Consider the following 11,826-nt stretch of genomic DNA (forward strand, 5'->3'; position numbering starts at 1 on the left):
AGTATCGCAGGCTTCCTGATGATACTGATTCCTTTCTGTAGCACTGCTGAAAGCTATTCTGCTAATTTCCAAAATACCGAAATTCGTGAGTTTGTTAATACAGTCAGTAAAGTATTAAATAAAACGATTGTTATTGATCCTGCTATTCAGGGAACAATTAATGTTCGCTCTTATGATTCGCTGGATAGTGAACGGTATTATCAGTTCTTTCTGAGTGTATTGCAGGTTTATGGTTTTACTGCTGTTAATATGCCAGGGGGTATCACCAAAATTATTCCGGAGCGCAATGCGAAATCAGCCGGAATCCCTTTGGTTCAGGATGGCGATATTACCCGCCATGATGAAGTTATAATGCGAATTGTGCCGCTGGATAATATTTCCGGCCGCGAACTTGCACCTTTATTACGCCAGTTGAATGATGCGGCTGAAGGTAGCGTGGTGCATTATGATGCCGCCAATATGTTGTTGATGACCGGGCGTGCTTCTGTCGTTGAGCGCCTGGTGGCGATTGTTGCCAGGGTGGACAACCGCGCACAGCACCACGTAGAAACCCTGGCCTTGCATAATGCTTCGGCCAGTGATGTCGTCAACATGGCGAATGCCCTGCATCGCGATGGTACCGCAGGGCAGCCCGGTACAGTTGGGCGTATTTATGCCAGTATTGTGGCCGATGAGCGCACAAATACAGTGCTGGTTTCCGGGGACGCGCCAGCACGAGCCCGCATGATTCAAACACTGCAGAAGCTGGACCGCGAACACAGCCCCGGGGCCATGGGAGGCAATACCCAGGTCGTTTATCTTAAATACGCGAAAGCCGCACAACTTATTGATGTACTTAATGGCGTAATCAATAACGCGGTGGACAGCAGCGACCCGGCGGCCCCAGTAGTCATTGAAACCAGTAAATCCACCCCTGTCTCTGTTACTGCAGACGACCAAACCAATTCATTGATTCTTAATGCGCCAAATCACATCATGCGCCAACTGCGTGATGTGATTGACCAACTGGATATTCGCCGCCCGCAAGTACTGGTTGAAGCGATTATTGCTGAAGTTTCCGATGCGCAGGGGCTTAACTTCGGTATTCAGTGGATGAACAATTCCGCAGGCGGCACGAATTTTGGTTCTGCCACCGATCCCTCTGTCACTGCTATCCCTGGCAATGGCATGGGGCAGGTCCTTGGCAGCGCGCAAGGGCTGGCGGCCGGTTTCTATCGGGGAAACTGGGCCGGGTTACTCACCGCGCTGCAAACCAGTAACCAAAACAATATTCTGGCAACCCCCAGTATTGTCACACTCGATAATGTAGAAGCCGAGTTCACCGTTGGGCAGGATGTACCGGTTTTAACCGGCTCACAAACCACTTCCGGCGACAATGTTTACAACACCGTTGAACGCCGCAGCGTGGGAATAAAGCTGAAGGTGACCCCACAAATCAACCTGGGTGATACGGTTCGCCTGGATATTGAGCAGGAAGTATCCAGCGTGTCCACTTCTGCTGCCAGCAATGCGTTGGGGCCTACTTTCGACACGCGTAACGTGCGTAATGCGGTACTGGTCGGGACTGGGAATACTGTGGTGGTCGGCGGCTTGTTGGATAACAGCACCAGTGAAGGCAACAGTGCTGTGCCATTGTTAGGCCGCATTCCGGTGCTGAAGCATTTGTTTGGCACGACCAGTAAATCCACGTCCAAACGTAACCTGATGCTGTTCATTCGCCCCACCATCATGCGCGAGCAGGATCGCTATGATCAGGTCAGCCTGCAATCCCTTTCCCGCTTTAAACAACATGATTTCTCTACTCCGGCAGACCAGGTGTTTCACCAGGCGCTGGACCAAAGTGTGGGCGCTGGTGGGCAAACGGTGGATGCCATGCTGAACGATATTCAGCGTTTCTATGCCGGGAGTAGTAACGAATGACAGGGTTATTGCCATTCGCCTGGGTGCAGAAACAAGGCGTCTTTTATCAGCCAGATGGCAAACAACCGGTTGTATGGTATCGCCACGGTGTATCTTCCGGAGCTTTACAGGAAGTGTACCGTGTAGCTGGCGCAGCGCCACTTTATGAGCTGAGTGATGCGGCGTTTCGCCAGAAAATCACCGAAGCCTATCAACAGGAAGGGGGGCAGGCCAGCCAGGTTATGGCTGAGCTGGAAAATGGCGACGATCTTTTCCAGGTGATAAACGCATTACCCGAAAACGAAGACTTGCTTGATTGTGATGATGGCGCGCCGGTGGTGCGTTTTATTAACGCTATGTTGGGGGAGGCCATCAAAGAAGGGGCCTCGGATATTCATATTGAGCCCTATGAAAAGCATCTTGCCATCCGCTTCCGGGTGGATGGTGTGTTGCGCCCGGTTCTGACACCACCACACCATCTTGCCGCTGTATTAATCTCGCGCATCAAAGTGATGTCCCGGCTGGATATTGCAGAGAAGCGGGTGCCACAGGACGGGCGTATTACTCTGCGAATTGGTGGCCGGGCAGTGGATGTGCGTGTGTCCACATTGCCGTCTCGCCATGGTGAACGCATTGTGTTGCGCGTGCTGGATAAAAACAGTGTGCAACTGGATTTATCCAGCCTTGGCCTGGACCGGCATAAACGCACCGCTCTTGAATCGCTGCTGGCTCAGCCTCATGGCATTATTTTGGTTACCGGGCCAACAGGGTCTGGTAAAAGCACCACGTTATATGCGGCACTGAACCAGATTAACACCAAAGACCGCAATATTATGACGGTGGAAGACCCGGTGGAATATGAGCTGGAGGGCGTTGGGCAAACCCAGGTTAATCCCAAAGTTGATATGACGTTTGCCCGCGGGTTACGTGCCATTCTGCGCCAGGACCCGGATGTTGTCATGATTGGTGAAATCCGCGATGGCGAAACAGCAAAAATTGCCGTGCAGGCCTCGCTTACCGGGCACCTTGTGCTGTCAACACTGCACACCAATACAGCTATTGGCGCGGTAAGCCGGTTGCGTGATATGGGCGTGGAGCCTTTTTTACTGGCAAGTTCACTGATTGGGGTGCTGTCGCAGCGCCTGGTTCGCACCCTGTGCCCGGCATGCCGGGTTCCCGTCACTTACACCACTTCACAGTTATCCACTCTGGGTATTTGCATGGAAACGCCGCTGGCGGCTTTTCAGCCAGGCGGGTGTTCTGCGTGTAACGGGCATGGTTACCGTGGCCGAACAGGCATTCACGAACTGGTGCTGGTTGGCCACGCCATGCGCCAGGCTATTGCCGATGCGCAGCATGATGTCGGCCTTGAACAACTCATTCGCCAGGATACGCCCGGTATTGTGCATGACGGGTTGGAGAAAATTCAGTCTGGGGTCACGTCCCTTGAGGAAGTGCTCCGGGTAACCAGCCAGAGGTAGCCCATGAGGTATCGTTATGTTGTGGCAGGGCAGAATGGTAAGCGCCAGCGTGGCTCCCTGGAGGCTGAATCACCCAAAGCGGCCCGCCAGTTGCTGCGTGAGCGTTTTCCGCAAATTCTTTCAGTGAAAGAAGAGCGTTTATCTGCGTGGGGCACCATGCGCCAGGCACGCCTGAATGGGCAGGCGCTGGTGTTATTTACCCGCCAATTGGCGACATTGTTGGGGGCCTCGCTACCACTGGAAGAAGCACTGCTGTCGCTGGCACAACAAAGTGAAAAAAACACTATTCGGCACATTATTGAACAACTACGCCGCCAGGTACTGGAAGGGCGAACATTTTCCGATGCCCTGGCGCAGTTCCCCGCTTCATTTTCACCTTTGTACCGCGCGTTAATTACCGCAGGTGAGTTGTCCGGCCACCTGGACGCGGTACTTTCCCGGCTGGCCGACCACCTTGAGCGCAGCCAGGCCTTGCAGGGGAAATTATTACAGGCATTGTTGTATCCGCTGGTGTTGACCACGGTTGCTCTGGGCGTGGTCGCCATTCTGCTTACTGCTGTAGTGCCGGGCGTGGTAGAGCAATTCATGTATTTACAACACAGTCTGCCGCTCTCTACCCGCATCCTCATCGCCCTGAGCGATACCGCAAGGGACTTCGGCCTCTATTTTTTGTTGGCGGTGTTCATGCTCTGGGGCGGGCTTTCTCAGGCCTTGAAGCGCCCTGCAGCCCGCCTTGCCTGGCACCGTGCTTTTTTACGGGTTCCTGTTGTCGGCCGGGTGGCGCTTAACCTGAATATTGCGCGCTATGCCCGCACATTAAGCATCCTGACCAGCAGTGCCGTACCGTTATTAGACGCCATGGGGATCAGCGCCGCAGTGGTAACCAACCAGTCAGTGCAGGGCCGCTTAGAGCATGTGCGTGATCAGGTACGCGAAGGGTGCTCATTAGCGGCAACACTGGGCGAAACCGGAATGCTTTCGCCCATGATGCGCCACATGATTGCCAGTGGTGAAAACAGTGGTGAACTGGAAAACATGCTGGAGCGCGCGGCAGATTTACAGGAAAACGCTTTTCACAGCCAGGTTTCTCTGGCTATGGGCGTTTTTACGCCAGTGCTAATCACCGGCATGGCTGGAATCGTCTTTTTTATCGTCATGGCGATTCTACAGCCCATATTGCAGCTTAATAGTTTAATGGGATAACCAAAGAAAAGGAGTTTATTTATGTTGTCATCGCAGCGTCAGCGGGGGTTCACCCTGCTCGAAATTATGGTTGTCGTTGTGATCCTCGGTGTGCTTGCCAGCCTGACAGTACCGGGGCTGATGGGGAATAAAGACCGGGCAGACCGGCAAAAAGCTGTCAGCGACATCACAGCTATCGAAAATGCCCTGGAAATGTACCGGCTGGACAACGGTATTTATCCGTCAACAGAGCAGGGCCTCCGCGCGCTGGTCAAAGAGCCAGCCATTGCTCCGTTACCGCGTAATTATCGCCAGGAAGGGTATTTACGCCGCCTTTCGAATGACCCGTGGGGGAATCCTTATCAATACCGCCACCCGGGTCAGCATGGTCTGGTTGATATCTGGTCATGGGGGATGGAAGGCGAAAACAGCCAGAACCTGATTGGCAACTGGGATGCGGATGAATAAAACCTCCGCGTCCGGGTTCACGCTACTGGAAATCATGCTGGTGGTGGTGTTGATTGCCGGGATGGCGATGCTGGCTGTCGGCACCCGCCCCGGCAATGACGATAGCGAAAAGCTTGCGCTGTCACTGGCGAAATCGCTGGACAGCCGGGCGGAACAGGCAATGCTGGACGGACAGCTCTATGGCGCTTTCCTGTACAGCAACGGCATGGATATTTACCAGTTGTCTTTGCAACCCAACCAGGGGGTACAAAGCCATGCCTGGCCCGGCTACCGTTGGCAGAAAGTCCCGCTGGCACGGCGCAATCGCCCGTTCCGGTTACCAGATGGCTGGTCGCTGGATTTGGTCATTGAAGGCCAGCCGGTTCCTCTCGCTCCTTACCCTCAGCACCCGGCCCGTGATCCAGTTCTGGTCTTTTTCCCCGGTGGAGAAAGCAGCGACTTCCAAATTGCGCTCAACCACAACGGTGCTACCCGTTACCTGGTCATGCCGGTTGATGGGTATATTGTGCACCGTAGCGGGAGGCAACCATGAAATGCCGTGGCATGACATTGCTCGAAGTGATGCTGGCGCTGGTCATTCTGTCTGTGGCCGGGCTGGCATTGATGCGTTCTGGTGCCGAGCAAAATCGCCATTTACAGCATATGGAGCAACGCCAGTTAGCGCTGTGGGTCGCAGAAAATCAGGCAGTACGTTTACGCCTTGCTAAAAGTATCACAGCAGGGAGTGAGCATACGCTGGCAACCGAAATGGCCGGGCGGCCATTCATTATTACCTGGTCTGCAACCGCCACATCTTCGCCCAATGTAGTTTCACTCCATTTGCGTGTTCGCTCTCCCGGGCCATCGCAGCCGCTGCTTTATGACATGTCTTTTTTGCATTCATCATGACAACACAGTCTCCGCGTGGCTTCACGCTTCTTGAGATGTTACTGGCTATCACGGTTTTTGCGGTGATGAGTGCGGCAGGCCTGGCGATACTTCAGGGTACCTTGCGCGCCGGGCAGCAAGTGCAACAGGCCACAGGGGATATCACTGCATGGCAACGGTTAATGTGGCGCCTGGATCAGGACTTTAGCCAGGCAGTAGCACGGCCACGGCTCCCAGGCTCTGGTACGGCAGGCAGTGCGGGGGATTTCCGCTTGCAGCGAGAGAGTGAAACAGACAACGGCAGCCACATTGTGACACTGTTGCGCAGCAATAAGCTTAATCCAGGCGGCCGTTTCCCCAGAGCCTCAATGGAGTGGGTGCAGTGGCGTATCAGTAGTGGTGCACTGGTGCGCATAAGCTGGCCATACGGCGCAGAACAGCCAAACCCCGTGACACAAATTGTTTTGCCGGAGGTAAGCAGTTTTCATCTCCGGGTCTTTAATGGTGCGCAGTGGCAACCAAACTGGCTGTCTGCCAACACAGTTCCCCAGGCCGTAGAAATCACAGTATCCGGGCCGCGTTTCAGCCAGTTACAGCGGGTCATTCCCATTGTGGAGGGGGTGTAATGAACCCGCGCCGCGAGTGGAGAAATGAACAGGGGATGGCCTTGTTGATGGTGCTGTTGATAATCGCCAGTATGTCAGTATGTGTGTCACTTACCCAGACGCACTGGTTCAGCTTTTTCCAGAGAACCGTTTCTTTTCAGTCTGCAAGCGAGGTGCGCCAGCAACTGGCCGGTGCGGAATCTGTGCTGGTTTCGCGCTATCGCCGGGTGTTGGCCAACCCGGTGCTTCAGCCTTCTTACCCCTGGCTTACTCGCTGGCACTCTATGGAGCTTGATGGGCAGCATGGCCAGTTTCTGGTTCGGGATTTGCAGGCCTGTTTTAACCTCAACGCCATACTGGCACAGGGCGCCGGAGCAGGTGCAGAAACCGTACCGCAACAGCTTTTGCGCCATTTACTGGTTGCCACAGGCAGCGACGCCAATACGGCCCGGCAGGTAGTGGCATTGCTGGTGGCTCAAAAACAACAGGAAGGCAAAGGGTTTGCTGATGTCAGCGAACTGCGCCTGAGCATGCTATTACCTGCGAGCCAGGTTACCCGGTTACGTTCACAACTCTGCGTGTTACCGGTAATGGACCTGAAAATTAACCTTAATGGGCTAACTCAACGCCACGAGCCACTGCTGGCCGCACTGTTATCTGCGGCTGGTGAACCACTGAGCGCCAGTGCACTGCTGGCTTTGCGCCCGCAGGCTGGCTGGCAGAGTATTGATCAGTTCATGGCATCGCTGGAAGACGATGCCCTCAGGCAACAATTAGAAAACTTGTCGCCTTTTTTAAGCACCGGCAGTGATTTTTATGAATTTACCCTGCGTATGGACTCGCAGCCATTTGCACAATTACGCAGCCAGGTCCGTAACCAGGGGCGTTCTTTTACTGTATTTCGCCGTTTGTATGGTCCAGAGGAAGGATAACCATCAATGAAGATGAATACACAAGGCCATTTAATTCTCAGAGCTTCCCATCAATCTGATGCACTATTTCACTGGTTTTACTCCCGCGGGCGGGATGAAGGCCTGGGCGGCACCACACGTGATGGCAGCAACCTTCCGGCAGGGTGCCGTGAAGGCCGGGTAACATTGTTACTGCCTGCCGGGTGCGTGATCTTTCGTGTGTTGCCTGCTAACTCGCGCTGGAAACGCCCGGATCCTCAGGTGTTACTGTGGCAGGTGGAAGACGAATTATTGGCTGACGTGAGCCAACTCCACGCCATTATCACTGGCAGGGATCAAACAGGTCACTATGTTCAGGCGGTAGACAAGGAATGGCTCTCCCGGGTGTTACACCAACTTGCTCAATGGGGGATCTGCCCCGGAGCTATCCACCCTGATAGCGCCGGGCTGGAGCCGGGGTACTGCATTCGTTTATGCGACGAATGGGTTTTTCGTCCAACCCCGGGCACTGCTGCCACACTGCCGGAAAGCTGGTGTGAGGCCTGGCTTGCTCAGCAGCATGGCTCATGCCTGGAAGTGCCGAATACTGATGCCGACCCGGTTGCAGTGATGCAGATCCTGAGCCGGAACTTACCTGAAGGCCGCGGGTTCCAGTCTGCCAAAGAGCACCTCAGGCTGTCGTTGGCAGGCCTGCCAGGCAGGCGGTTATTGGCCTTTGCCTGCATCTTATGCCTGGTTGTGCTTTGTTTTTACCCCATGCTAAGTGCCGGGGCGCGTTACTGGCTGGCATGGCGGCTGGAGCAGCATTCGTTTCGCCAGGTCGAAATGACTTTTGGAAACACACCTCGTGGTGTCCCTCCGGGAGTCTGGCTGGAAAACCGGGCACGCGGGAGCAGCGGGCGGGTGGGCAGCCGGTTTACTGAGGTGTTTCATGCCAGTAATGCTTTTCTGCATAACCTGCCTCATGGGCATGTTGAATCTGTGCTGTGGGATGGCAAAGAAATGCAATTACACCTGGTCGATGTGCCTGCCGGTTTAGCTGTGCTGGCACAGCAGCACAGCCAGGGAAGCCTTGAGGTAGTGGTTCAGGATGAAAACCCCGGTATCCCGGGAGCACAGGTTGTTATACGGGAGCGCCGCCCATGAAAAAATATATTCAGGCTTTTCTGGCAAGCAAAACACTCAGGGAAAAACGCCTGTTAATGCTGGCCCTGGTCATGGTGTGTGGCGCGTTATTTAAATGGGTATTTTTTGATGTCGGCAGCATGCTGGGTAACCGAAGCCAGCGGGCATTAACTGCGGCGCAAGTGGATGCTCAAAAAGTTGCTTATTACCTTGCCGGAACGGGGTGTGCTGATTCGCTGTTTAACCAGGCTGAGAAAACGTTGCCTGTCGGCCTGACACTTCTTTCTCACCAGAACACAGAGCAAATACTCTCTCTGTCTGTCGCGTATAACCAGCAATTACAGGTGATGGACTGGCTGGTTAATCTTGAACACCAGGGGATGCACCGGATAGACAGCGTAAAGGTATCTGCCGGTAAAGCTGATGTTGTGTTATCACCAGGCATGAGGTGTTCCGATAATGGCCGTTGATCTTATTTTCCTGCCGCTTATTGCTGTGCTCGGTGCCTGTGCCGGTAGTGTGGTTAATGTTCTGGTTTGGCGCATTCCGGTAATGCTGGCACAACCCCATAACCGTGATTTCAACCTCTGCCTGCCGCGTTCACACTGCCCGCAGTGCAAAACGCCGGTTGCCTGGTATTACAATGTCCCTCTGGCGGGCTGGCTATTGCTGAAAGGGTGTACCGCCTGTTGCCAGCAACCACTGGCCCGGCGTTATGTACTGACTGAGTTAGGGCTGGCAATGCTCTCGCTTTTGCTGGCCTGCCTGCTGAGCAGTGAAGTTCTGCTCGCTGCCGGTGTGTTGTTTTCTGCGCTGCTGGTTGGGTTGTTGCTAACAGACCTGGAGCATATGTTGCTGCCCGATATGCTGACGCAACCCCTGTTATGGTGCGGTCTGTTATTGGCACTTTCCGGAGCCGGCCCGGTGAGCCTTGAATCGGCCGTAGTCGGGGCTGTTACGGGGTATTTGGTGTTATGGCTGCTGTACTGGGTTGTGCTGCTGGTGCGCAATAAAGAAGGCATGGGGCATGGGGATTTTAAACTACTGGCGGCGCTGGGAGCATGGTGCGGCTGGCATATGCTCCCGTCTGTTTTGCTGGGGGCGGCATTATTAACCCTGGCCTGTATGCTGGCAGCACGCATCATTCACCAGCGTTCACTCCAGGAAGCCATACCTTTTGGGCCGGGGCTGGCAGTAAGTGGCTGGCTGGCCTGGTTGTTCGCCATTCACCAGTCGCTGGTTTGGTGAATGGCCTGCCTTGCCGGGGCCCGGTCGTTACGGGCTGACAAAGTGAGATAACACACCGCTCAGCCGGGTGCATTTACTGGCATCAGGCTCTGTGTCTTCCACTAGCTGGTGGTAACGCAGCGTGGTCAGTGTGGGGAGTTGGCGAAACTCAGCAGCGTGCGTATTCCAGTTGCGTTGCCGGGCAAGGCTGGTGGCTCTGGAGTACAACGTGTCGTTATCCGGCACGGCTGTTTGCCCACAATGCGTGCGCAGGTATTGTGCACCAGCAACCAGAGAGGCCAGTTGCGATACCTGTTCCATTACCTGCGGGTTAGCTGCCTGTTCAGGCATTGCCTGGGTAGATGTCTGGCAGCCAGTTAAAGCCAGACCACATGCCATGACTATGGCGGAAGAAAGGTGAGAAAAGCGCATTGTCGTTCCTTCGCGTTGTTGCCAGTTTGCCATCCGCAAACCGGGTTAAATACCACTTTTAACCTGCGGCTCCAGTGCCGCATGGTGCCGTTATCATACCTTAAATGCAGGGCAAATGCCGCTTGTTGACGTGGTGCAGGGGCGTTTTCCTGGCCAATCTGCAGGGTATTACTGTAATGCAGGATGACATTGTCCGTTATTCAATAACATCTGTCTTAGGAACGTAATAACGGACAACGTATTTTGATGGATAATCAAACAACTGTTCGTTTTCCATGGCGTAGCCGGGTAATAGCACCGGTCTGTGCCGTTTTCGTTCGTTGCTTTACTTTTATCTGCCGTCACACGCAGATTTGGCAACAGTTGTGGAGACTCCCTGATGTACGACTCAATTGACCAGCTGTTTACCCGTGCTGAAAGCCTGCTGGCTGCGGGTATGCACCGCCGTGCTGCACGTTTACTGCGTGATATCGCCACTTCTCCTGAAACCCCGGATTCCGCCCGTAAACGCGCCTGGCATATGATAGGCGAGCCGCAAATCTCGGCAGACGAAAAACGCCGCCAGGGAATGGAGAAAGCGTTGCAGGCAGCGCAACGGCACCAGCAACTAGTGGATGACCGCAAGCTTGTGATGGCCTATTTCAACCAGGGGTACAGTGCACCTGAGGTACAGAGCATGACCGGGCGTTCAAAAGCCTTTGTTGCTGCCTGGCATAAAAAGTGGGCAGATCTTCAGTAACGCGAAGGCGGCACGCCAAACATTTGGCGAAAAGCATAAGTAAAGGACGCGACGCTGGCATAGCCTAAATCCAGTGCTACCTGAGTCACACTGTGGTTATTTTTCAGTAAAATAACGGCATCCAGCAAGCGCATTTTCTGTTTCCATTCACTGAATGTAATACCGGTTTCTTTTTTGAAGCGCCGGGAAAAAGTGCGAACAGACATGCCACAGTGAGCAGCCCATTCATCAATAGTATGGGCGTGCCCGGGTTCAGCCTGAATAGCCCGGCACACCTGCATAATTGCTGGGGAAGCAGGCCAGGCAAGCGAAAAACCAGCATCAGGTAATTGTTCCAGTAAGTGGAGTAAGACCGTAACCAGCATGCCATTTGGCCCGGTTTCTTCATAATGCGCCGGAACATGCGTTGTCGCATGGTGAATAAATTCCCGCACAAAATGGCTCACCACCACGACATGGCAACTGGCGTGATTCAGTGTGATTTTTCCCGGTGAGATATACAGGCTTTCCAGCTGGGTATCACCGCTGGCCTGCACCTGGTGCGGCGTATTTTGTGGGATCCAGATACCATGAAATACCGGCACAAACAGTGCTCTACCATCCACCTCAACCCGCATTCCACCTTTGCGCGCATAAAGAAACTCAACAAACTCATGCTGGTGCTGAGCAACGTAGTGGTTGTTGGGTATTGGGTAACTGCGGAAATACACCGGCCGGGGCAGGTGGGTGATTTCTGCCACACGGGTAGCAGCGGCGTCTTCAACTCTGGCTGGGCGTGGCATCGCAGGTTGTCCTGTTTTCGATATAAATTGTCTTTGTATGGTAATACCTGCCATGGGGGAATTCCATAAAATAATCAGACGAATAACCTTTCAAACTTCTGCAGGAAA

14 protein-coding genes are annotated in these 11,826 nt (G+C 54.0%); 12 read left to right on the forward strand and 2 right to left on the reverse strand.

Translation table 11 applies throughout. From position 1 onward, the window contains the following. Window positions 1-18 precede the first annotated feature (18 nt). Genes gspD through DES37_RS21910 form a run of 11 tightly spaced genes read left to right on the forward strand, consistent with a single transcriptional unit; the run spans window position 19 to window position 9,786 of the window. A complete protein-coding gene (gene gspD / locus DES37_RS21860; RefSeq protein ID WP_110027934.1) occupies window positions 19-1,920 on the forward strand; it encodes a type II secretion system secretin GspD in 1,902 nt (633 codons plus the stop codon). Further along, complete coding sequence (gene gspE, locus DES37_RS21865; protein ID WP_110027885.1) at window positions 1,917-3,380, forward strand: type II secretion system ATPase GspE; 1,464 nt, start codon at window positions 1,917-1,919, stop codon at window positions 3,378-3,380. The genes gspD and gspE overlap by 4 nt, the downstream gene beginning before the upstream one ends. Before the next feature lie 3 nt (window positions 3,381-3,383). Further along, window positions 3,384-4,583 (forward strand): type II secretion system inner membrane protein GspF, encoded by a 1,200-nt coding sequence (gspF, locus tag DES37_RS21870; RefSeq protein ID WP_036110599.1) that lies wholly within the window; start codon window positions 3,384-3,386, stop codon window positions 4,581-4,583. Window positions 4,584-4,604: 21 nt separating this feature from the next. Beyond that, window positions 4,605-5,030, forward strand: coding sequence for a type II secretion system major pseudopilin GspG (gene gspG, locus DES37_RS21875; protein ID WP_036110596.1), 426 nt, complete (start codon window positions 4,605-4,607; stop codon window positions 5,028-5,030). After that, window positions 5,023-5,562 (forward strand): prepilin-type N-terminal cleavage/methylation domain-containing protein, encoded by a 540-nt coding sequence (locus DES37_RS21880; protein ID WP_170123808.1) that lies wholly within the window; start codon window positions 5,023-5,025, stop codon window positions 5,560-5,562. The genes gspG and DES37_RS21880 overlap by 8 nt, the downstream gene beginning before the upstream one ends. Then, window positions 5,559-5,918: a type II secretion system minor pseudopilin GspI gene (gene gspI, locus DES37_RS21885; RefSeq protein ID WP_051691403.1), complete on the forward strand. Its 360-nt coding sequence runs from the start codon at window positions 5,559-5,561 to the stop codon at window positions 5,916-5,918. Before DES37_RS21880 ends, gspI begins: the two co-directional genes overlap by 4 nt. Continuing rightward, the gene (gspJ, locus tag DES37_RS21890; protein ID WP_110027887.1) at window positions 5,915-6,523 is read left to right on the forward strand and encodes a type II secretion system minor pseudopilin GspJ; all 609 of its coding nucleotides are present in this window, start codon (window positions 5,915-5,917) and stop codon (window positions 6,521-6,523) included. Before gspI ends, gspJ begins: the two co-directional genes overlap by 4 nt. Beyond that, window positions 6,523-7,434, forward strand: a complete 912-nt coding sequence (locus DES37_RS21895) for a type II secretion system minor pseudopilin (protein ID WP_110027888.1) — start codon at window positions 6,523-6,525, stop codon at window positions 7,432-7,434. The genes gspJ and DES37_RS21895 overlap by 1 nt, the downstream gene beginning before the upstream one ends. Window positions 7,435-7,440: 6 nt before the next feature. Further along, window positions 7,441-8,559, forward strand: a complete 1,119-nt coding sequence (gene gspL, locus DES37_RS21900) for a type II secretion system protein GspL (protein ID WP_110027889.1) — start codon at window positions 7,441-7,443, stop codon at window positions 8,557-8,559. Then, window positions 8,556-9,008 carry a hypothetical protein gene (locus DES37_RS21905; RefSeq protein WP_110027890.1) on the forward strand — a complete coding sequence of 151 codons (453 nt, stop codon included), beginning with the start codon at window positions 8,556-8,558 and terminating at the stop codon, window positions 9,006-9,008. Before gspL ends, DES37_RS21905 begins: the two co-directional genes overlap by 4 nt. Further along, window positions 8,998-9,786 carry a prepilin peptidase gene (locus DES37_RS21910; RefSeq protein WP_110027891.1) on the forward strand — a complete coding sequence of 263 codons (789 nt, stop codon included), beginning with the start codon at window positions 8,998-9,000 and terminating at the stop codon, window positions 9,784-9,786. Before DES37_RS21905 ends, DES37_RS21910 begins: the two co-directional genes overlap by 11 nt. 27 nt (window positions 9,787-9,813) lie before the next feature. Here DES37_RS21910 and gspS read toward each other — a convergent pair whose 3' ends face one another. Continuing rightward, window positions 9,814-10,230 carry a type II secretion system pilot lipoprotein GspS gene (gspS, locus tag DES37_RS21915; protein ID WP_110027892.1) on the reverse strand — a complete coding sequence of 139 codons (417 nt, stop codon included), beginning with the start codon at window positions 10,228-10,230 and terminating at the stop codon, window positions 9,814-9,816. Window positions 10,231-10,576: 346 nt separating this feature from the next. On the opposite strand from gspS, the gene DES37_RS21920 reads away from it, so the two are divergent. Continuing rightward, window positions 10,577-10,936 carry a hypothetical protein gene (locus DES37_RS21920; RefSeq protein ID WP_036110587.1) on the forward strand — a complete coding sequence of 120 codons (360 nt, stop codon included), beginning with the start codon at window positions 10,577-10,579 and terminating at the stop codon, window positions 10,934-10,936. On the opposite strand, the gene DES37_RS21925 is transcribed toward DES37_RS21920, so the two are convergent. Continuing rightward, window positions 10,930-11,718, reverse strand: a complete 789-nt coding sequence (locus tag DES37_RS21925) for a helix-turn-helix transcriptional regulator (RefSeq protein ID WP_084172290.1) — start codon at window positions 11,716-11,718, stop codon at window positions 10,930-10,932. The two genes, DES37_RS21920 and DES37_RS21925, sit on opposite strands and share 7 nt — an antisense overlap. Window positions 11,719-11,826: the final 108 nt, after the last annotated feature.

It is taken from the genome of Mangrovibacter plantisponsor (genome assembly GCF_003182475.1).
GTDB lineage: Bacteria > Pseudomonadota > Gammaproteobacteria > Enterobacterales > Enterobacteriaceae > Mangrovibacter > Mangrovibacter plantisponsor.

Bases quoted from the DNA above. Each gene is read 5' to 3' on its own strand.
- gspD (WP_110027934.1), top strand. From the start codon at position 19: ATGATACTGATTCCTTTCTGTAGCACTGCTGAAAGCTATTCTGCTAAT.
- gspE (WP_110027885.1), top strand. From the start codon at position 1,917: ATGACAGGGTTATTGCCATTCGCCTGGGTGCAGAAACAAGGCGTCTTT.
- DES37_RS21910 (WP_110027891.1), top strand. From the start codon at position 8,998: ATGGCCGTTGATCTTATTTTCCTGCCGCTTATTGCTGTGCTCGGTGCC.
- gspS (WP_110027892.1), bottom strand. From the start codon at position 10,230: ATGGCAAACTGGCAACAACGCGAAGGAACGACAATGCGCTTTTCTCAC.
- gspJ (WP_110027887.1), top strand. From the start codon at position 5,915: ATGACAACACAGTCTCCGCGTGGCTTCACGCTTCTTGAGATGTTACTG.
- DES37_RS21925 (WP_084172290.1), bottom strand. From the start codon at position 11,718: ATGCCACGCCCAGCCAGAGTTGAAGACGCCGCTGCTACCCGTGTGGCA.
- gspI (WP_051691403.1), top strand. From the start codon at position 5,559: ATGAAATGCCGTGGCATGACATTGCTCGAAGTGATGCTGGCGCTGGTC.
- DES37_RS21895 (WP_110027888.1), top strand. From the start codon at position 6,523: ATGAACCCGCGCCGCGAGTGGAGAAATGAACAGGGGATGGCCTTGTTG.
- gspG (WP_036110596.1), top strand. From the start codon at position 4,605: ATGTTGTCATCGCAGCGTCAGCGGGGGTTCACCCTGCTCGAAATTATG.
- DES37_RS21905 (WP_110027890.1), top strand. From the start codon at position 8,556: ATGAAAAAATATATTCAGGCTTTTCTGGCAAGCAAAACACTCAGGGAA.
- DES37_RS21880 (WP_170123808.1), top strand. From the start codon at position 5,023: ATGAATAAAACCTCCGCGTCCGGGTTCACGCTACTGGAAATCATGCTG.
- gspL (WP_110027889.1), top strand. From the start codon at position 7,441: ATGAAGATGAATACACAAGGCCATTTAATTCTCAGAGCTTCCCATCAA.
- gspF (WP_036110599.1), top strand. From the start codon at position 3,384: ATGAGGTATCGTTATGTTGTGGCAGGGCAGAATGGTAAGCGCCAGCGT.
- DES37_RS21920 (WP_036110587.1), top strand. From the start codon at position 10,577: ATGTACGACTCAATTGACCAGCTGTTTACCCGTGCTGAAAGCCTGCTG.